Annotated in this window: 11 protein-coding genes and 1 pseudogene; 2 read left to right on the plus strand and 10 right to left on the minus strand. The window is 53.4% G+C overall.

Features of this window, described 5'->3' with window-relative positions:
* Nucleotides 1-17: 17 nt before the first annotated feature.
* Entirely contained in the window at nt 18-2633 is a 2616-nt protein-coding gene (locus tag SV7mr_RS08590; RefSeq protein ID WP_145271074.1) for a DUF1592 domain-containing protein, read from the minus strand.
* A gap of 2 nt (nt 2634-2635) precedes the next feature.
* Nucleotides 2636-3931: a DUF1552 domain-containing protein gene (locus tag SV7mr_RS08595; RefSeq protein WP_419188273.1), complete on the minus strand. Its 1296-nt coding sequence runs from the start codon at nt 3929-3931 to the stop codon at nt 2636-2638.
* A gap of 631 nt (nt 3932-4562) precedes the next feature.
* Here SV7mr_RS08595 and SV7mr_RS08600 point away from each other — a divergent pair.
* A complete protein-coding gene (locus SV7mr_RS08600) occupies nt 4563-6464 on the plus strand; it encodes a cyclic nucleotide-binding and patatin-like phospholipase domain-containing protein (protein WP_145271077.1) in 1902 nt (633 codons plus the stop codon).
* Between the two features lie 286 nt (nt 6465-6750).
* On the opposite strand, the gene SV7mr_RS08605 is transcribed toward SV7mr_RS08600, so the two are convergent.
* The 6 genes from SV7mr_RS08605 to SV7mr_RS08635 all read right to left on the minus strand — a co-directional run bounded on the left by SV7mr_RS08605 (nt 6751) and on the right by SV7mr_RS08635 (nt 16960).
* Nucleotides 6751-9501, minus strand: a complete 2751-nt coding sequence (locus tag SV7mr_RS08605; protein WP_145271079.1) for a sulfatase — start codon at nt 9499-9501, stop codon at nt 6751-6753.
* Between the two features lie 47 nt (nt 9502-9548).
* Nucleotides 9549-10265 carry a polysaccharide lyase family 7 protein gene (locus SV7mr_RS08610; protein WP_145271082.1) on the minus strand — a complete coding sequence of 239 codons (717 nt, stop codon included), beginning with the start codon at nt 10263-10265 and terminating at the stop codon, nt 9549-9551.
* 125 nt (nt 10266-10390) lie between these two features.
* Nucleotides 10391-13864 carry a DUF1592 domain-containing protein gene (locus tag SV7mr_RS08615; protein WP_145271085.1) on the minus strand — a complete coding sequence of 1158 codons (3474 nt, stop codon included), beginning with the start codon at nt 13862-13864 and terminating at the stop codon, nt 10391-10393.
* Between the two features lie 605 nt (nt 13865-14469).
* On the minus strand, nt 14470-14898 hold the full coding sequence (locus tag SV7mr_RS08625) for a DUF5684 domain-containing protein (RefSeq protein WP_419188274.1): 429 nt from the start codon (nt 14896-14898) through the stop codon (nt 14470-14472).
* 780 nt (nt 14899-15678) lie between these two features.
* Nucleotides 15679-16548, minus strand: a complete 870-nt coding sequence (locus SV7mr_RS08630; protein ID WP_145271088.1) for an IS3 family transposase — start codon at nt 16546-16548, stop codon at nt 15679-15681.
* A 97-nt stretch (nt 16549-16645) separates the two neighbouring features.
* On the minus strand, nt 16646-16960 hold the full coding sequence (locus SV7mr_RS08635) for a transposase (RefSeq protein ID WP_145271091.1): 315 nt from the start codon (nt 16958-16960) through the stop codon (nt 16646-16648).
* 560 nt (nt 16961-17520) lie between these two features.
* Here SV7mr_RS08635 and SV7mr_RS08640 point away from each other — a divergent pair.
* Entirely contained in the window at nt 17521-18705 is a 1185-nt protein-coding gene (locus SV7mr_RS08640; RefSeq protein ID WP_145271093.1) for a formylglycine-generating enzyme family protein, read from the plus strand.
* 178 nt (nt 18706-18883) lie between these two features.
* Here SV7mr_RS08640 and SV7mr_RS08645 read toward each other — a convergent pair whose 3' ends face one another.
* Both SV7mr_RS08645 and SV7mr_RS08650 read right to left on the minus strand, forming a co-directional pair.
* Nucleotides 18884-20044 (minus strand): glycoside hydrolase family 18 protein, encoded by a 1161-nt coding sequence (locus tag SV7mr_RS08645; protein WP_145271096.1) that lies wholly within the window; start codon nt 20042-20044, stop codon nt 18884-18886.
* A gap of 65 nt (nt 20045-20109) precedes the next feature.
* A pseudogene (locus SV7mr_RS08650) lies at nt 20110-20802 on the minus strand (glycosyltransferase family 2 protein); the annotation flags it as partial.
* Between the last annotated feature and the right edge of the window lie 131 nt (nt 20803-20933).

Genomic DNA, 20933 nt, shown 5'->3' on the forward strand with positions numbered 1-20933 from the left:
GAGATCAAACGGACGGCTCAACGACTTCGGAACGTTTGGCTGTTGGCAACGCCCAGGACCAGGTCACGAAGTCCATCGCCGTTCTGAGCGCATGCGGTCGCAATTTGCTTGATCTCTTGGTAATCGAGCGAGGTCATGGAACGCCCCGTCGCGTAGGTCAACAATTTTTCGGTAAGCGTCTCGGCAAATCGGTTTTTTCGTGACACGAGAATCTTTTTGAGCCCGGTTTCATCTTCAAACGACTCCCCTGACGGAAGTTGTCCAGAACCATCCACAGCGATTCGTTTTCCTGGTCGGCCGGGGTATTGTTGTCGGAACCCACCAATGGGGTCATAGAACTCTAATGCAAAACCAGCGGGATCGATTTTTCGGTGACAATCCGCGCACGCGGCGACCGTTCGATGCTTGTCAAGTTGTTCGCGAATCGTCGTCGTGCCTCGTGTATCAGGCTCAATCGCAGGCACATCAGGCGGCGGTGGTGGTGGTGGCGTCCCCAAGATGTTCTCCAGTACCCACATGCCGCGTACAACCGGCGACGTTTCGATGCCATTGGCAGACAGTGTGAGTACACTTCCCTGTCCCATTAGTCCGCCCCTGCGGTGTTCAGGCTTCAGAGCGACCCTGCGAAGTTGTTCACCATGAATGTTTTCGATGCCGTAATGCTGTGCAAGCACATCGTTGACGAAGGCGTAATCGCTATCCAGTAAGTTGACAATTGAGCGATTGTTCTTCAGTAAGTCCGCGAAGAACATTCGCGTCTCTTGCTTGAATAGATCCTCAAGGCGATCGCGATAATAGCTTGCAAAAGCCTTGGGGTCCGGAGGCATCGATCCCAGCGTATTGATTCGCAGCCAAGTGTCTGTGAAGTGCTCGACAAAGGCGTTGGACTTTGCGTCCCCGAGCATGCGCTCAACCTGCCTCTGCAGTCCGGCTTTGGTGGCCAGTTGGCCTGACTCAGCAGCGTGAAACAATTCATCATCTGGCATGCTGCTCCAAAGGAAATACGAGAGCCGAGATGCGAGTTCGTAGGATGCAAGCGTGGTGCCAGTCTCCTCGTTGCCTTCGTCTAAGTAAAGGAAACGCGGCGAGGTCAAGATGGCTGCCAAGCCAAGCTTAAGTGCTGCGGCGTGAGAGTCACCCTTGGCGATGCGCTGTTGAATGAATTGGACATAATGGTCCACGGATTCCACCGTGACGGGACGACGAAAGGCACGGCGGGCAAACTTTTGGACGACAGATTGAAGGGCCAGTTTAGAAGCATCGGTTTGTGTGCCGTATAACAGTTGGTGACTGGCCGGCGGCCACTGGTCAATCTCTGGGCCATTCAGATCGAGATTGTAGACTCGGACCCGAGGCCCACGGTAGACCTCCGAGAGCAGCGGGTTGTTGTCGTTCTTTGCAAGTCGCGCTACCAACGCTTGAGCCTCAGGATCGCCCAGCAACGCGGCGTCACGCTCAGTGGTGGTGCTGCGAACGACTTCCGGGTGATGCTTTTCCGCGACCAGACGGATGTTGCCTTTGGAGCTGACTCCATTGGTCCAGCTAATAAAGGGGACGGCACCCTTGTTTAGCCAGACGCGTTGCGTGAATTCCTGTGGCTGACCATCGGGTAACTCCCAAATGGCACTCAAGCGTCGCTGGTCGGCGGCGTTCTTCACCAGCAGCTTTGCCTCTGGTGCAACCCAGAGGGCGAGTTTGAGGCGTTGAGTTTTGAAGCGATCGAACTCGCGATGGTCGTAACCATGATTGAGTCGGTTTGCAGCGGCCGCGCGAACTTTGATCGTGTACCAACCTTCTGCGGGCGCTCCGCCCGCTCGCGCGAGTGAAGGCACAAAGTTGGGATGACGCTCGCTGGGTTGCCCGTGTCCAATTTCCAAATAGTCGTTGTCAACAATCAGTCGCCAAGTCACCGGCGCACGCTGATAGGAATGAACTCCATTAAAGTCGCTTCCATGAAAGTGCCATTCCTTGGGCGACGGCTGTTGGACGTCGAAAGAGGTTGCAGCGTCCACCGCTGCTTCGGCGACCTCCAGATAGCGTTCCAGCTGTTGCTCAGACAGCGAAAGGGATTCACCCTGATTATCAAATCCTTCTTTGATGGCGTCGACGGGAAAGTCCGATGTGCGATCGAAGAACTCAGGCGTCAGTTGCAGAATGTCTCGCATGGTGTTGGCGTACTCGAACCGGTTCAGCCTGCGCATGACGGTTGATTGAGTGGCTCCGGCCTCCGCTAACTGTGATAGATAATCGGTTAGCGATGAAACGAAGTGCTTTGTCTGGGATTCCGTTGGTCGGGCAATCTTGCTTTTGCTCGGCGGCATATCGCCTCGGTTGATTGCATCGAGTGCTTCTTCTAAGAGGAGTGCGGCATCGTCGTCAGCCGAAATGACTGCTGGCAGTTGATCGAGCCGCCGATCGCCCTTCTGGCTCGTTTCACCATGGCACTGATAACAAAACTGCTGGAAATACTTGGTGACTGAGGGGGCCAACTTGTGTTCGTCCGCGGTGGCGCCTTGGCTGGTGGCTGGCAATAGCAACGCAAGAAGAACCGTTTGCAGGCTTCGTTTGGCGTGGCGGAGCGAAAATGCCAGCCACGATTGGTCAGCGATGGCGTTTGATATTTGTCGATTCATTTTTACACCTCAAACCCACTCAACGTGCCCTGGGCAGTGCCAAACGAGTCCACCTCGACACCAAAACGCTGCAGCATGGAAATGTACAGCTTGCCCGCCGAAGTCGCTTTGTTTGCGGTGTGGTCTTGGAAATAGTTGCGGTGTTGTCCATGTGAAAAGCCTCCGCCAGCAAGAATCAGCGGGAGGTTTTTGTTGGAGTGTGAACTCGCGTTGCCCATTCCGGAACCAAAGAGGATCATGCTATTGTCCAGCAACGATGCTCCGCTGGGTTCTTCGATCGACTTGAGCTGGTCCAGGAATCGTCCAAACTGCTGCATATGAAACTGTTCAATGACGGAGAGTTCCTTGATGTACTCCGGCACTTTGCCATGGTGCGTTAATTGGTGATAGCCGCGACTGATATCGAAACCGCCATTGTTGCGGCCAATGTCGGCCAGAGCTAGCGTCGCGACACGTGTGGAATTGGTTTGGAAGGCCAACGTCAGCAGGTCATAGTAAAGCGGGACACGATCGACGAAATCAAGGCTGTTGGAATCTTTGGGCAATCTGTAGTCGACGTCTGGTTTTTTCGTGTCGAGCCACCGGCTGGACTGTGCCAGACGTTTTTCAACTCCTCGGATGGAATCAAAGTATCGATCCAATTTCTGCCGATCTCGTTTGCCGACTTTGCCTTTCAGATAGTTCGCATCTGTTTTTACTAGGTCTAGAATGCTGCCACGATTGGCAAGAATGGTGTGCGTTTGGGCTCGTTGCCGTGGGTCCGCAGAGGCAAAGAGCAGGTCAAAGATGGTTTGTGGGTTTGTCACCGGCGGCAATGCGACTCCTGAGGAACTCCAGGAGATCAGATTGTTTGGATCGTTGCCACTGGCTAGCTGCAGTGATGGATAACGCGTTTCAACGCCAACGATTTGCGCCGCTTTTTGGTCAAGGCTGATGTTGGCTTCAGGCATGCCGACTGAGTTTTTAGAAAGGACGCCCGAGAGGTAGGCATGGACGCCGCCGTGACCACCTTGTGCGTTGACACCATGGTCTAAACCAGAGAACACGGTGAACTCATTGCGAGACCCTGCAAGGGGGCGTAAACGTTCGGTGAGCTGATAGTTTTGGCCCGTCTCGCCGGGGAAAAACAGCTGGGGCACAAGACCAAAATTTAGCCCAATGCAGGCCATGCGGACGGGACTTGTACCAGCATCACTGGCGGTTGCGAAGGATTCCAGAGCTGGCAATGCTAGGAGAGCTCCGCCCGTACCACGCAGAATCTCGCGACGGCCAATTCGATGCTTTGTTGCTTGCTTCATTCTTCAATGTCTTTGTTTGGTTTAACGTTCACTCTCGCTCGAATTTGATCGATTGTTTGACGCTCTGTTGTAGCATACCCGATCGGCGTCCTCCCGTTGTCGCGACGGGCAAAGTGGACCCTGCGATTGATACCTGTTTCGTTCGTTCGGGATTCAGTCTTCGTAGGATCGAAAAAGGTTCCTTTCTCAGCATCATGCGCCAGACTCCAACGTGTGGATACGAAATTCAACGATTTCTGCGGGGGATTTTGACGATTCTCCGCAGGGTGACCAGTTCTGGCGGTCGAGTTGCAGAATCGAATACTTTTTCAAGGATGAACTTGTCTCCACTCCTTGACCTGAGGGTTGGAACGGTTCGAGACTTGCATCGAAATTCATGTTGTTGTTTCTTGAATCCTTTGAGCTGACTGCTTTCGGACAGCGATTTCTGATGGGGCTCTTGCGCTTGTTTTCTCCGTCCATTTGACGCCTTGCGCAGGGGCTGTGCCCGTCCAATGTTGGGTGCTTTGACTGTTCTGTATGCTACTCTACACCTAGTGAGCTATCGAAGTGTGCCGTTTGACGGCCCTGAAATTGATCCCGACTTAGCTTGCGTTTTCCCGGGCCGGACAAAACCAACGGAGCGAATGAGATGGAACTTGCAGATGCGACTGCGAAGTCACTGTTGATCGCAGATCTAAGTCGCTTGCAATGGACGCAAGGTCTCGAGCTAGAAGTTATCGAAGAGATTGCCGACTGTGCTCAGTACCTTCAAGTTGCCGATGGGGACGTTGTTCATCGTGCGGGTCAGCCGATGACGTCCGTGTATTTTTTGACACGGGGAAGGGTCAAGGTGACTGTTGTGGACCTGTTTGGCAAAGAGCTCATGGAGCGATATTTGATGCGTGGGCACTGTATCGGTCTGTTTGCAGTTGCCGATCAGGAAAAAGCTGCCGTTGACGCCGTGGCCAGTGAGCCAGCGTGGATACTCAAGCTTGATGCGGATCAGCTCTACCGATTAGCTGCCAAGCATCGCACGTTCCAATTCAATCTTTTCCGACTGGCTTCGTCGCAAGTTCGTAAGCTTGTGAACGTTGATCGCCAACGCGATAAACCATCGGCTGTCGCGATTGTTCACCACTGTCAACAGACGCGTGAAATTACCACAGGTGTCTTGGAACGTTTGGTCGATCTAGGGGAGGAGCCCTGTGTAGCAAGTGATGACGTCGATTGGATTCCGCCCAACGGCGTACTCTTTCGTTCTCTGCTGGATGATTCTGGCAGTGTACTGCCGCTAGAGGCTAGCGAGCAACAACTGAGAGCTTGGTCGCAATCCCAACGTGTGGTCGTCGATGTTGACGCCAATCACGATTGGGAGAACTTGCTTCGACTTCTGCGATTTTCGGATACCTTGTTGTGGTGTGTTCATCCCAAAGATGCGTCGGAAACGCTGAAGGTATTGCAACGACTAACCGACCAGGTTTCTGGTTGGCGCGAGAAAATCTGTTTGGTTTGGTTGCTCGATCATGGCGATTACACTTCTCCGTATGCACCTGATTTGGATGCCTTGGTCGATCGTGCTTTCAAGGTGTCCTTCTCTGCACCGCTCAGCCACCAGGGTGGATTGCTTAATCAGGGAGTCGAGCGAATCGTCCATCATTTGCGCGGAGTTCAGATTGGTCTTGCGTTGGGGGGAGGTGCTGCTCGTGGCATGGCGCACTTGGGTGTGCTAAAGGCCCTAGAAAACAATGGCATCTTCATCGACATGCTCGCTGGCACCAGTGCCGGGGCGATGACCGGTGTCATGTATTCTTACGGATTAGAAATCGATCACAATATCAATTGCTTCAGGCGTGATCTGCGATTGCCGTGGCTGTTTCGTTTGCTGCCTGGAGGCGGTTACTGGTACTTGCTCTATAAATACCGACGCGGGCAGTTCGATTCGATGCTGAGGCAATACCTAGGCGACGCATTCTTGAGTCAGTTGGCTATCCCGACCTATACGGTCACAGTCGATCTTGTCAAAGGCGGTCCGGTAGTGCGCGCCGAGGGAGACGCGGTGCGGAGCATTCTCGAGAGCATCAATTTACCTGGGTTGTCCCAGCCACTATTGAACGAACGTGAGGCGCTGGTCGATGGCGGGTTAGTCAACAATATTCCTGCCGATGTGCTGGTTGAAAAAGGGTGCAATTTTGTCATCGCTTCCAGTGTCACAGCCAGTCTCGAACAGATGTTCAGTGGCATTGACAGTCATCGTGGGCTGGTCCGGTCGCGCAAACCTTCAACGCTGCAAGTCTTATTGAGAGGGCATCTTGTACAAAGCCATAATATGAACGCGGTCGGCGTGCAGCCGGCAGATGTTGTGATTTCGCCTGACGTGACTGGGTTTGATCTTTCTGAATTCGAACGCACTGACGAGATGGCTCGAATTGGTGAACAGGCCGGCGAATTAATGGTCTCCTCGATCTGGAAAAAACTGTCCATGCTCGATCCACAGCTGTTTCCAGTCAAGGCAGAACCATCTGCTCATTCGTCGGCTGCTGATTCAGACTAAGCTCGCAACCATGGCTGTGATAACCGCTAGCCTGATGGCAACGTTGGTTTCTTCGCGGAGACCATTTCAGAACGTGCAGAGTTGGGCCTCGAAAGTACAGCGGTGGTGGTTGTCGGGTCAACGGCAGGCATCGGTGGCAAAACTCACGGCCTTGGGGGAAAGCAACTGGACAATAGAGATTAAGTGTGACGCGGTTTGCGACCGCTTGTCACATTTGCTCTATGCCTGCAAAAATGAAAGGCATGGCTGGCCGTCTGCTCTGCCCGCTGGTTGCTTGTGAAGACGATTAGCGTGCCTCCGGTGATTCCTTGATCTTAATGTCGTCGATCTCAATCCCCTGTTCGCCTCCATTTTGCATCCATAGCAATTTGCGTTTGGTCTGGTTGAAACAAGCATGCTCCAGTGTCTTGTGCCAGACATCCTGATCAACCGCGATCGTGACCTGATTGCCTTGGAAGGAAAGTGAGACGTCTCGCCAGACATTGGTTGTGAGATTGACATCTTCCTGGGGAAAACGCTTGTTCAATCGGTAAGCACCACTGACGGGGTCGGCTGGCCGTGCATTGTTTTGCCGGTCTGGATGATTGGGGTCCAGTGAGTGTGCATCGATCTGTAGCTGGATCCCACTGCGATTGAATTTAACCCGGAGCATGTGGTCGATGCTGCCAAAACCGTCATCGCCATCGACAAAGAACCAGACCATGCCGCCTGCTTGGAGGTGTCGGTATCGGAAAGAAATGTCGAGGTCCTTTCCATCGACCTCCAAGTAGACCATCGGCGGGTACTTGCCGCCGCTGGCTCCATGCGTCCATAGCACGCCTTTTTTGACCTCTGTATTCTTGTTGGGAATTGTGGTCAGAAATTGACTCGCATCGAAATCATCGAAGCTTTCATGGAAGCTAAACGGTTGGGGTCGGTCAGTGGATACGGCAGCTGGCTTGTGCTTCACCTTGTCATTGACCTTGACGGGCTCCTTGGGATCTTTGGTCTCTTTGAAGTCCCATCGTTGACTCTGTTGGGGTTGATCTCCCGTGGAGTTGACTTCGATCCAATCGATCTCCGTTGGTTGTTTGGAGTCCGATAGCACGAGACGCAAGTGCACCAGACGGCCTTGGATCTTCAAGGGCACGCTCAGTTCTTGCCAGTCACCGCCATCAACGTCGAATGATTGCTCTTGTCCCGTTTCGGGGAACGTATCCTGATCCTCGGTTCGCCATTGCAGTCGGCAGACGCCGGCTTTCCGAGTCTTCATTCGAAGTTTGACGTCGACCGGGCCTGGGACCCGAATCTTTGCATTGGCGATGAATGCCCTGCGTCCCGCTGGACTCAATTGCAGCGTCTCGCCCTGCACGCGCGACGGAGTGTTTTTGGCGATCCACCCCAGCAGTGACTTTTGGCTGGCAGCATTCGCAGGTTTCGGGTCAGCGGTTTTAACTTGCGACGACTTGAATGCGGGCGGCATCTTCAGGCCACCAGGTTGAACTCCGATCGTCGCCGGATCAAAGGCTGCTGGATCAAAGTTAGGATTAGGCTGCGGCACGACAACATCTGCTGCAGCGATGTACTGTTCGATCAGCTGGTCGAGTTCCCTGACCTTCTGGGGGTGAACGCCGGCCAAGTTATCGCTTTCGCCAAGGTCCTCTTGAAGATTGTAAAGACGGTATTCATGTTCGCCATGTTCGCCGTAGTGGAAGGTGCGAATGAGTTTCCAGTCACCATGATGAACAGCCATCGAAGGTGGTAACCAATGGGGTGTTGCTCCATGCCCAGGCACATAGGTAAACATTGGACCACGCTCCATCGCTTGACCGCGCAGTGCTTGAGTGAAATCCACGCCATCGATGGCGTGCTCCTTGGGCTGTTCAACTTGCAGCATCTTCAGGATCGTCGGATACAAGTCGTTTGACTGGATTCGCACTTCGCTCCGCGAGCCTGGTTGCGTCATTCCTGGCCAAACCACTACGGCCGGCACTCGAATGCCGCCTTCATGGATACCGCCTTTTCCGCCACGCAAGGGGGCGTTGCTGGTAATGGGAGTGATGTAACGGTTGCCTGATGCAGCGGTTTCTTCGAGGCCGCAGTGAATGTTCCCGCCGTTGTCGGAGTAGAAGATGATGATGATTTCGTCAGCAATCCCTTCGGCATCAATCGCATCGAGCAGGCTTCCGACAGCATCGTCAAGAGAGTGCACCATCGCAGCATAAGTCGGTGATTGCTGTGGAAGCCCAACGCCTGGCGGATGCGACTGAAGCCGCTTTTCACGGGTCTCGGGCTTTTCTAATCCCACGACCGAGTTGCCAAGTTTCTGTCGGTAGTACTCAATCAGTTCTGGTTTGGCGCCGAACGGGGCGTGTACAGAGAACTGCCAATAGTTCATGAAAAACGGATGGTTTGAGTCACGATTCTTGAGCCACGCGACCGCTTCGGCTGCCATGCGATCTTCGATGTGTTCGCCCGGTTGGCCTTCTTTGAAGTCAGGATGCTCGTAACCCCAGGGCGCAAGGTAGCTCGATTTTGGTCCAGGTCCCCACCAGTGCGGCAAGTCGAGATCGAATCCCCGTTCCAGTGGCGAATGTGGCTCGCGGCCGAGATGCCATTTGCCAAAGTGTGCGGTGGAGTAACCGGCGTCTTTGACCAGCTCGCTCAGGAATGGCAACTCGGTTGCTAAACGCGTGCTGCTGCGGACGTTGGTGCACTTTTGATGGGCCGGCCCACTTGCGCTGACGGTGGCTTCAAAACGGGTCGTCGGAAGGTGAGCCGCTGGAGCAGTCATTCCATGACGTGCTGGGTTTTGGCCCGTCATGATGCTGGCCCGTGTGGGCGAGCAGATCGGGCTTGCATAGGCGTTGGAAAAGGTCATGCCGCGGGCAGCCAGACGCTGAATGTTCGGTGTCTCATAGAATGAGGTTTTGCCATACAGTGTTGTGTCCGCCCAGCCGAGGTCATCGGCTAAGATCAACACAACGTTCTGGGGGGACTTGCCGGTAGCGGAAGACGCTATAAGCAGAAGCACGAAAAGGCTAGTGATGCGGTTCATCTTTGGTTGACTCAATCAGGTTGTCTTGGAGGCGTGGCGGTTGAAACTTAGGGTTCGCACTTCCAGAGCCGTACCGAGTCGAAAACAATCCGGCAGTCTGGGCCTCCCTTGAGGCTGAATCTTGGTCCGAACTTGTCTTTCGGATTGTCCGTCGTGACTGCATCATGCTGGTAGGTCTTGCTGTGGCCATTGACCCCGATTGTTAGGGTGCCTTTCTTGTATTCGATCACAAGGTCGATCCACTCACCTAGCTTCATCCCCGATTCAGGTTCGCTGAATGTTGGACCTTCTGGGAGCTTAATTCGATGGCCGCCTCCCTCCAGGTAGCTGAGGATGATCATGTGATGCCCAATCTGAAAACTTGGTCGACCCGGGGTGAGCTTTTCAGCGTCGAATTGATAACGAAGGTGGCAGACAAAGGCTTCGGGAATCTGGTTCAGATGGACGACCGGTTCTAAACCGAGGTGATGATCGCGTTTCAGGACCTTCATCGCCTCCTCTTTGGATTGAAACTTGGCACTGACGATCAGCTTGCTGTCCTTGATTTGCTTGTCCTGGGTGGGAGCACCCCAGCGTTGGCGGTTCAAAGGTCCATCGAAATCGTCCGAATACACCAGTGTGCCTTTGGTAAAGAGTTTCGATTCAAAGGCCGGTGGTTCGGTGGCAAAGGCATCGGTGGAGAACACATCGCTGGGCGGTAGCAGGCTAGCACACAGCAGCATGACGAGAGGCAGTTGGCGAAAAAGAGTTGCAGTCGTTGGCATGGTGAGACGCTGGTAATAAGGAGGGAGGGAAAAGGCCAGATGACGCCTAGCGTTTGGAGTCAGAGTTTATCCCCGGCTGGGAACGTCGGGCGACAGGTTGTTGCATGAGTCATTCAGCTGAGAGGCTATTTGGTCTGAAAGGCTTTGCTTTGGACGAGTGCGTGGATGAACTGGCTCACGGCGAAGTCCTTGCCCCTGGCCGATGTGACGATTTCGTCTGCTAGCGCCTTGTCTGTGAATCCGAACGAGCGACCTAAGGCGTATTCAATCAAGTGTTCAGTGAAGCCGCGAGCGAAGTCTTCTTCACGTTCAGCGATCCGGTCGCGCAGTTGCTGATAGCCATTGAATTCGGGACCTTGATGGAACGCACCTGAGGGGTCAATCGTCCATGTCTGGCGTTTGCCGACACCGCGTCCCCGATTGTCACGCGCCTGATAAGAGTCCTCGGTACGCCACTTTCCTGCGGCGTTAAAGTTTTCTAAACCAAACCCAATGGGGTCGATCTTGCGATGGCAGCTCGCGCATTGTGGTTCTTGTTGGTGCGCCAGCAATCGCTCGCGAGCAGTCAGAACCTGGCCTTCGAGTCGCGAGATCTGTGGCACGTTGGGTGGAGCGGGTGGCGGAGGATCGTTTAGCAGGTAACGCAAAACCCAGGCACCCCGCTCGACTGGACTGCTGACGATGCCGTCGCTGCCCATGGCATGGATGGCGGCCATGCCCAGCAGTCCACCACGCGGTGAATCGGCCGGCAAATTGATCTTACGGAACGCGTCTCCGCTGACTCCTTCCATCCCGTAGTAGTTTGCAAGCAAGCCGTTGACAAACACATAGTCGCTCTTCAGTAGCTTGCCGATGCGACCCTGCTCGGTGGTCGTCGGACTCTTCGATTCAGCGTCTTGTGGAACAACTCCACAACGCAACAAATGTGCGAACGAGTGATAGACTTCTTGGCGAGTCGCCGCGCGGGTACTTTCATCAAAATCTTGATACAGGTTGGCATCAAACTGAAAGAAATCCAAGCGTTCCATCTCCAGCCATTGGTGGACGAACCCGGCCACGAATTCATCCGAACGCGGATCAGCAATCAGTCGATCAACCTGTTGCTCAAGAATCTTGGGAAGATGCAGTTGGTTGTCGTTGGCTAATTGAAGCAGTTCTGCGTCTGGAGGACCACTCCAGAGAAAGTATGCGAGCCGTACGGCGAGCTCTCGGTCGTTCAGTGGCCGAGGCTGGGATTCGTCGCTGGGCTCGTTGAGATACAGAAAACCTGGTGAAGCCAAAATCACAGACAGTGGCGTGCGGATCGCCGCGTCAAACGATTCCCCCGCTTGACGTCGTGTTTGATAAATCGCGACAAGCTTGTCAATGAACGCCCTGTCAGGTTTGACGCCGCGAAAAGCGGCACGGGCAAACTCTGTGATGGTCGCGCGAGCTTGTGGCAGTTCGAAATTCGACTCGCCGATGGGAGACGCCGAGGTTTTCTCTCGGGTGGCGTTTGGTTGTTTCAAGCGACGTGTGTTGTCAGCAATGATTGCTTGCAGTGGCGAAGCTTCCACCTGATGACTAAACGGCCCTTCCCATTCCACCCAGTCAATCCACAACGCGGGGACGGGGCCCACGCCGGTTGCTTTCCGAGCTGCCCTGTCGCGTTGGTTGTCTAACTTGGGGTCACGCTTTTCACGCAGAGCAAACTTGCGCGGACTGTTCTTTGCCAACTGAACAGGAACTTCGATGGTCTGAGGCTGGTCGATGGAACCGGTGATTTGAAAGGTCGCAATCTGATTGAACGCGTTCTTTTCTGGCACTGCACCAAGATCGACGAAGTGGCGATCGGATGGAGTGCCTGGGATGGCGCCGAGACGGAATCGCAACTTGTACTCGCCCGGTGGCAAATTCGGAACAACGTGTTCCGTTTTCAACCAGCCGGTAGGATGCTCTGGAGGCAACGCGATGAACTCTTCCTTGTTGCAATCTGCAATGGTGAGGAACGATCCCGATTGAGTCAGTGGATCATCAAGGTAACGTCGGTACGTCGGGCCTTGTTCTTCAAACTGCCGAATGCGAAACTTGGCTTCTTGCTCATCAACCATTCCCTTTTGTGGCTTGCCGGTTTGCAAGAAGGCTTGCGCTTTGTCGTGGCCGCCTTTGAAGTAACCGTTGTACGTGCCACCCACTTTGCGATTGGCATGCAATTCAACTTCACGTCGCTGCTTCCAGCGTTTGTTGGTTGCATCGATTGGTCCAACCAGTTCAACCCAGTCGATCCAGATGGCCGGTGGATGTCCATATCCGTTCTTTTGTTTGAGTCGATTGTGTGCATCCCAAAGCGCTTTGAGGTTGCCATTGTTGGGCTGCTTTTCCTGAATCGCGAACTCGCGCGGGGTCTCAGGTCTCATTTCGAGCGGAATCTCAATGATCTCCGGTTGTTGGATCGTGCCTGAGACCTGATGAGTACTCAGTGGTTGGCCCGCTAGACCACGGTTTCGGGGAACTTGTCGCTGTGGATGGCCGATTTGGATGAAGTGGCGAGCGGAGGGCGAGCCTGGCACGACGCCGGTTCGAACACGCAGCAAGTACTTGCCAGGCGGCAAGTCTTCATTCACTGTGACCACCACACGTCCCGTTCCGTGCGCAAGTTTCAGATACGTGCCTCGGTCGCGGTGAGGGAGAGTGAGGTAGTGCTTGTGATAAGCCAACTGTGCGCGATCCCACTGAGGATTACTGGAAGCGGCTTTGGCTGCATCGCTGAAGCCGTAGTCTTTGGGGTCGGGGGCGTCATCTAGTAGGTCGGAATGCCGGTAAAAGTGAATGGGATGTTTGATGGAGGCATCTTGTTGACTGATCTCCTCAATCTTGGCTTGGTTCTTCGGCAGCTTCGCTGCCTGGTCGACACCCACCTGCCACCGGGTGAACCGCCGCTGAGCATCTTCGATCGCAGCCACCTCTTTCTCATTGGCTGGATTGATCGTCGTCTCCGGTTCGAGGCGGAATGCTTGCGAAGATGGCGTTTGAGCTCGCTGCCGCTCCAACGCTTCGTCGATGGCACTGCGTCCCAGTTGGAGATACTGTTCGAATTGATCACTGGAGATAAACTGAGAGGAGCCAACGGTATCAAAGGTTCCTGATCCGCCGTCGGCTGGCAGCGTGCCCACATCCAGTTGGACGCCGGTCAACTGTTTGATGGTGTTGCGATATTCACGCCGATTGAGACGTCGCATCGTGATCTTGCCGCCTGAATCAGACAGTGCCTGGCGTGCTCGCACCATGGTTTGGGCTAAGGCATCAAGGAAGTCCGCCTTGTCAGCGTTGTTGGGCTGCGTCACATCTTCGGGTGGCATTTCGCCAGCGTTCAGGGAGTTGAGGATCTTTTGCCAGAGTTCGGCTTGCTCAATGTTGATGATGCGAAAGGAAAGGGATTCGAGATTGACCTGCCCTTCTTGAGTCGCTGAGTCATGGCAGTCGAAGCAATGCTGCTGGAGGAACGCTCGATGTTTTGCCGGAAATCGAACCTCCGGTGGATTCCCAACCGCGTACGTCACCAACGTCAGGGCAACGATGACGGCATGTGCGAGTGCGTGGGCCAATGGAAATCGCGTCATGAAAATTGTCGCCTTCAATGTTTGTAGCGCATGGTGTCTCGTTCAGTCACTTTCGGGTGCCTGACTCGCTGAGTCGGGCAATTCGACGTGATGTTGCTAGAACACCTCCAGTTCAGACGCAGAGAGCATGCAGAACGAGTTCCATCACGCAACATGATGCCCGGTTGACATTCAAAAACGCATCTTAATCGTTCGAACGTCGTTGCAAGGTCGGCACAACTCAGCTTGCAATGCAGCGCGGTCGTGCCGATCAGCATTGTAGGTAGAAACTTAGTAAGTTTCTAGCATCCAAGGGCTCTGGCTATGAGTTGCTAGGGGCCGTCGTTCCGAAACGCCTGATTGTCAGCAAGGCGCCGTTCAAGCTCCATCGGCTCATGAGATACGAGTGCCGAAGGGAGCGGCACAGTTGGGCAGCCATCGGCGTTCCATTAGAATCGTCCGTTGTTGGCGTTTGAACAACTCGGTACCAGTCCCGTTTATCCAGTCTGTTTGCGACGGGGCAGATTGTAGATAGACATGACAGCAAGCGCATTGAAAAAGGAGGCACCACTCGAAATGAGCAGGTGCCCCCTTGAAGACGCCGGATTGTCGGATCACCTAATGCGTTACACCAGGCCTGGCGACGCTTGGGGTGTGTACTGGGCGCTTCCGAAACCTAGGACCGGAACGAATACGTAGGGCAGTAACAAAAGGCCGATGCCATACTCTGGACCTTTGCCGAAGCTCTTGGCCACATCCATCCAAATTAAGAGGATGGCGACAAGGTTGACCAGTGGAATGAACATGAGAACAAACCACAGCGCTGATCGGCCGGAAATCTCGACCAGCACCCAGGCGTTCAAGATTGGAATGATGGCCATCCAACCTGGTTTTCCCGCTTTGGTAAACAGTGCCCACATTCCAGCGATCATCACCACGGAAAGGGCGAGCGCTGCCAACATGAACACCATGAAGATGGCGCCGCCGGCGGCGGCTACTGTTTGAAGTTCTGCGTTCTGGGCAAATTCAGCGGATAAGTCAACGTTTTGATTCATGATTTTTAATAACCCCAGTTTAGTGACGAGACCTCTGGTCTTGTGTTTCCCACTAGGCAAACACTGCCTGAAGGCCAAAGGATATTTAGATGAGTTTCATGTCGGTCGCGACAAACGCTGAGCGGTGCTTGTCGCAACACCACGCAATGGTTGCAGTTGGGCGCCAGCGCATGCTGCACGAAACTTCTTGCTCGTGACAAGTCACGCTTGTGCACTACGATAGCAGACCGCGCTGGCTGCAGGGGGCAAGGTTTCGTTTGTCCGCGAGTCGGGTGTTACAGTTGCCCCAAAAAAGACGCGGCTTTCCGATGAGTTCGTTCCCCTTTGATGATGGCTCTAAGTGTTGGCCAAACGGGGCGCGCCGTCCTTGATAAATGCCGGTCGTCCTTACTGAGGCTGCGGATGAATGCAAAGGGACGTCTTCCATGTGCAGCGTTGGATGCGAGCGAGTGTGCATTCTCCCGCATGTGGCACCGGGTCGGACTAGCGTAACGACGTCGGCTTGTGCTTAACGCGGCAGTCCGATGATTTGGCACATGTGGCCATGTCTTGGTTCAACGGGAATTGGAATTTGCTAACCGGCGAGTAGTACAGGATGGCGGCTTCCTGCCGTGAAGATCAGGCATCCTGCCCGAAGGTTTTTCGCATTGTGGAAACATCGAAGGGAAGAGTAGCGACATCGTCTGACACCGCTGCCCTTCGACGTTTCACTTGGCACGGCGCTCGGGTTGGTCCTCACCAGTGCCCTATCCTCCGACCAAGTTCTCTCAGTCTCTCACATCAGCTCGCGATTGCAAGTGATGCTTGCTCGCGACGGCGTGAACGAGCTTCTTCAAGCTTGCGATCACGCTCTGCATGGATCTCGCCGGACAGGCCATTCAAGCAGTCCGCTGGCGTGATGTAACCGATCCCGCTGTGCAAACGCGTCTCGTTGTAATGACACACATAAGCAGCTATTTGCTTGACCGCTTCGTCACGATCTCGCGGCGGATTGGGACGAATGCACTCCGTCTTCAACGTCCCGTAAAATCGCTCCTGCTTTCCGTTGCTTTGCGGGTAGTAAGGACTCGTCGTCACATGCGTCAAACCGTTGAAGCGAACGAATGCTTTAAAGTCTTTCGCGATGTACTGCGGACCATTGTCGCTGATGATTCGGGGCTTCACACCGGGATGTTTTTCCAGCGCTGCTTGAATCACAATCTCAATATCCACTTCCGTCATCGACTCGCGAAGTTCATGGTGCACGATGTAACGACTGAAGCCATCGAGTACCGTGATCAAGTAAAAAAACGTTCCACCAACGTTGATGTAAGAAACATCGGTATGCCAATGGCTATGCGGCTTTTTAGGCTGTTTGAAGCCTGTTCCTTTGAGCGACTTGGTCGCGGATTTGCGGTCCAAACGCCCCGCTGCTTTGAGAACGCGATAAACCGTCGAAGGGCTCACCGCAACGATGTCATCGTCAAGCATCATGAAAGTCAATCGGCGATAACCCTCCAGTGGATTCTTGTCATGGAACGCGACAATGGCTTGCCGCTCCCAATCCGCGAGCCACCAGTCGCGAGGGATCTTTCCGTTGTGGTCATTGACCATTCCGTAGCGTTTCTTCCAGGTGTGGAACTTGTTGGCCGCCAAGCCAAGCCAAGCCACAGCAGCAGTTGCTTTGCAGGCAGCTCAGTTTGTTTCGTCCAATGGTTGATGTAATCGACGATTTGGTCTCGTGTATCGTGAGGAACCCAGCGACCGGTTAGAGCTCCCCATTTTCTTTTTTTGAGCGGATGTTCTCCTCCATCAGCTCAGAGATGACTTCGTTCTTAGCGTCGAGTTTCTCACGCATCTTCTGGAGCTTGGCATCGTGCTTGGACGTTTCAGCCTTCGTCGATCGCGGCGACTCAAAAGAGCGTTCAGCCTGTTGAAGCACGGAATTGATCCAGTTGTGGATCATCGTTGGCTGGACGTGCATCTCGTCAGCGATCTGCGAGACAGGAATTTGGTCTTTAAGATGCCTGCGAACCGCATCAGCCTTCTGTGAAGCGGTGAAAGATCGTCGTTTTTTTGTCATCAGAATTCTCCTCGGGGGGTGAGATTAATTCACCGGAGGCAAAATTCCAATTCCATGAGAGGCAAGACAGCCAGGACGCCTAACCACGAACGCCATGAAGCACAGTGTGAAAAACGGGGACGGTAAGTGGTTGAAGCTCTTTAGGCCGTCGCTTCCTGGGCCGGGGCCCACTTTTGCTGCCACATAGTTACCTTAACCATCGCTGGTTTCTAAGTGTCGTGCACCTTAGCGTATAGGCCACGGACCCCTTCCGTAGACTGCCCATCCATGAGCCGCTAAATCGTGTTGCCATCCCCTGTCAAGTTTGCGTCATCTGTTGATTTTGATGGTTTGGTCCCATGGCCTGACTGCGTCATTGACTGTAATTCTCGATCGATCTTCCGCTGGCACCGTTACTTGACGAGTTGGCAAAAGAAAATGCACCTAGTGGCGAACGTATTTTTGGGGCTCTCAAAGAGATGGCAATCTGGATAGCGAGGTGCATCAACCGTAGTCTTGGGTTCATGGAAGCGGGGAAAATACCCAGGCAGGTGATCAATTGATGATTTAGCAATTCAGAATTGTTTTGGGTAAAAAAAGCGAATAATGCGATTGTGTTGGATTATCTTAAAAAACGTGTCCTAAAGACTGTAATGGGTAACCACGAACATCAAATGTCATTTCTAGATTATCACGGTGGTGTAATGTATCATGTTTCAACATGGGGCAAGAACGAGCGCTCGATTGTGAAACCTAGTCGAGTGAGATTGTCCTGTAACATATCGCGATGCCTTTTTGCGGTCGCGGCCCTGTTGCTTTATGTTGCTCCGGTTCATGCTGGCTTCGTAAGCTTCGGGAACGGGGACAGTGCATTCGAGATGGAATTTGTTTCGATTGGAAACGCCGGGAACACCGCGGATACAAATGGAATCCCTAGTTCGGTAGGCTCCGTTCACTACGAGTACCAAATCGGAAAATATGAAGCGACTCGGGGTATGATCGAGGCTTACAACACCGCCTACGGTAGTGTGAATGAGCAAACAATAACGCTCTCAGATATGGAGTCGCGTGACGGCAATGGGCTGAATCGGCCTGCGGTGGGGATTTCTTGGAACGAGGCAGCGCGGTTCGTTAATTGGTTAAATACGAGCCAGGATTATTCCCCAGCCTACAAATTCACGACGAGTGGCGTGAACCATCACATCTCACTTTGGGAACTTGGAGATGAGGGATATGACGCAAACAACCCGTTTCGGAATACCGGTGCCATCTTTGCGCTGCCAACGGTCGATGAATGGTACAAGGCGGCCTACTTCGATCCAGTAGATAGTACTTGGCGGTCTTACGCTAGTTTAGATGGCGAGGCACCCCGTGCGGTTGCGAGCGGCACGGACGATAATACGGCCGTCTACCAACAAGCTCCGGAGGCAGGTCCGAGTGACGTCGCGCAGGCGGGCGGCCCCAACGCTTATGGCGTCGTTGGAATGAGCGGGAATATTTGGGAATGGGAGGAGTCCAGTTTTGACCTCACCAACAGTAAAAACGACTTGAATCGTGGAATTCGCGGCGGGTATTGGAACTTTACAACGGTGTCTTTGTCTTCATCTTGGCGTACCGATCGCTACCCGACGTTCAAGAGCAACCCGGGGATTGGCTTCCGCGTCGTGAATCTGCAAACGGCGGTCCCCGAGCCCGCATCGCTGAGTATCTTCGCGATGACAGCATTGGTGTGCTTACTACGCAGAAAAGGAAAGCGTGCGTATTAGTTTGCCTGAGCGCCCTCGGAAGAACGAATTTGACGAAGCGGCAGGGATATCCAGCAGGCAATCTCCGCTGAAGTCTGGTAGATACTGCTTTAGTCGTCGTCAGTCTGGCATGCATTAAGCGGCGTCATCTAACATTCTCCGATGAGCCAAAAGCGCTTTTTCTGACAATGTTGTCGGGTCATCGTGCGAAGGTGTTGAAAGCTGCTTGAAGAAGCTCTGGCTTGACTGCCTTTTCGTCTCCAAGAGCCCAGACAAAGGCGCCGCGACATCCCAAATCCTTCGCCATTTGACACTTTGCCTTGACCGAAGCTGGGTCGTCAAAAGCGACAAGGCTCTGTTGATTTGGAGCTCGAAGCCACGGATCCGGTCCCGGGAGACGTCGCCACCCCGCTCGCCTAAGTGCATCGATCTTGTGTAGCGGCAAGGTTGGAGGTTGTTGTGAGTGTTTTGGTGCATTGACCACTGAGGCACCTACTTTATTGGCGGAGAACACGCGACCGTACAAAGGTATTCCTATGAGGCACTTGTTAGCTGGAACCGCTCGTTCCTTTAGCCAGTAGTTCAAAGCGAGGCTTACGGAGTAGCCGCCGGCCTTAAGGTCCTGCTCAGAAGCGAGCGTAGCAGCATGGTGAAGCGCGTGAGTCGACCAGGGCCCAGTGAAGTCGTATGCCATGATTTGCAATAGATCGCAGTGTTCCGCGATTTGTTTTGCATCAATCCATTTTCCATGCCAATCGGATGCTGGAATGGAGGCGGAGAGGATGAAAGGTTGATCAGCATTTTGATGCAAGTTCAGGTCAGCTCTTACCGCTGCCAGCATCGCATGAAATGCTTTCGAAGTTGTTGCGTTCGGAAACTCCCAATCGATATCGATCCCGTCGTAACCAAACGTCTTAATGGTTTTGATGATAGATGCTAGGAATCTTTTTCTTTTGATCGTTGAGTTTGCGATTTCAAAGAGTCGCTCCCCCGAACCCTCACCGCCAATGGAAAGCAGGACTTTGACGTCGTGGCGATGAGCTATCTTCGTTAGTAAGTTGCTAGGAATCTGGCGGTCCCAAGACAATTCACCATCGCCTTTGATGTTGACAAATGCGTGGCTCACATGTGTAAGCGTCTTCCACGGAAGCGCGTTTGCTTGGGTCGTATCCCAGGACCGGAAGTAGCCGAGAATGACCCTCTGGTTTTCCGTTCCATCCGATGGCGAACGAAACGAATCCTGATTTAATGAGTCACCTAATGCAGTTCTGTCGCGGATGCCCAATTGTCCAACACTCGCAGGCGGGTTGAACAGTAGTGCAAATACGAAGATCAGAACTGCATTCGGATGGAATCGCATCAATAAGCTCCTTGCGAAAAGTGCGTTTCTGCTAGGTCAATCAGCTTGCCAGACAATTGCAGCTTTTACCAAGACATTTTTGTGCTTCTCAATTCGTCGATGGCCGCAATTAGCCAGACGACGGTCAGAAGAGTGCCGTAAAGGACGTCGTAAACTGGCACGACTATTAGCGAGCTTAGCTTGTCTTTCTGGACGAAGACTGAAATTGCTCCGATGAAAAGCGTCAATAAGGGTAAAACGAGCAGCCATTCAATCTGTGGCAGGTGGTAGCCAGCGAAGGAGGCTGTCAAAAGACCAGAGATCGCAAATAAGACAATAAAAGGCAGAAGACTCAACTCAAACAGAAAAGTCGGCGACATCCAAAACAGGGTTCTCAAGCTGCCAGGACAATCTTCCGTTCTGATTGATTTCACAAACTTCTTGCAAACCTGCATGTTCCCTCGGATCCATCGATAACGTTGAGACACCAGTGATGACAGGGTGTCTGGCGCCACGGTGTAGGCAACGGCTTCTGGATCGTAAACGATCCGCTTGTTCTTGGCGAGCATAGCAACCGTCACCTCAAAGTCCTCTGCGAAGGTGTCGTTCAGGAAGACGCTTGGGCGGTTTTTGCCATCGACAATCTCCTTCAGAGCAGAGACACGGTACATCGCAATCGGCCCTGGCACGAGAAGAACGCTCCCGAAAAGACTCTGAGCACGTCGGTAAACTGTGTTCCCGATGAGGTACTCAAGGTTTTGTAGGCGAGTCAGTGCTGTGTTTCGGTTGCTCTGTCTTGCCTCTCATGGAATTGGAATTTTGCCTCCGGTGAATTAATCTCACCCCCCGAGGAGAATTCTGATGACAAAAAAACGACGATCTTTCACCGCTTCACAGAAGGCTGATGCGG

This window comes from Stieleria bergensis (genome assembly GCA_007745635.1).
Taxonomy (GTDB): Bacteria; Planctomycetota; Planctomycetia; order Pirellulales; family Pirellulaceae; genus Stieleria; species Stieleria bergensis.

Excerpts from the sequence above, each read along its gene's own strand:
- SV7mr_RS08635 (WP_145271091.1), bottom strand. The coding sequence starts at position 16,960 with ATGACAAAAAAACGACGATCTTTCACCGCTTCACAGAAGGCTGATGCG.
- SV7mr_RS08615 (WP_145271085.1), bottom strand. The coding sequence starts at position 13,864 with ATGACGCGATTTCCATTGGCCCACGCACTCGCACATGCCGTCATCGTT.
- SV7mr_RS08595 (WP_419188273.1), bottom strand. The coding sequence starts at position 3,931 with ATGAAGCAAGCAACAAAGCATCGAATTGGCCGTCGCGAGATTCTGCGT.
- SV7mr_RS08610 (WP_145271082.1), bottom strand. The coding sequence starts at position 10,265 with ATGCCAACGACTGCAACTCTTTTTCGCCAACTGCCTCTCGTCATGCTG.
- SV7mr_RS08590 (WP_145271074.1), bottom strand. The coding sequence starts at position 2,633 with ATGAATCGACAAATATCAAACGCCATCGCTGACCAATCGTGGCTGGCA.
- SV7mr_RS08625 (WP_419188274.1), bottom strand. The coding sequence starts at position 14,898 with ATGAATCAAAACGTTGACTTATCCGCTGAATTTGCCCAGAACGCAGAA.
- SV7mr_RS08600 (WP_145271077.1), top strand. The coding sequence starts at position 4,563 with ATGGAACTTGCAGATGCGACTGCGAAGTCACTGTTGATCGCAGATCTA.
- SV7mr_RS08605 (WP_145271079.1), bottom strand. The coding sequence starts at position 9,501 with ATGAACCGCATCACTAGCCTTTTCGTGCTTCTGCTTATAGCGTCTTCC.
- SV7mr_RS08645 (WP_145271096.1), bottom strand. The coding sequence starts at position 20,044 with ATGCGATTCCATCCGAATGCAGTTCTGATCTTCGTATTTGCACTACTG.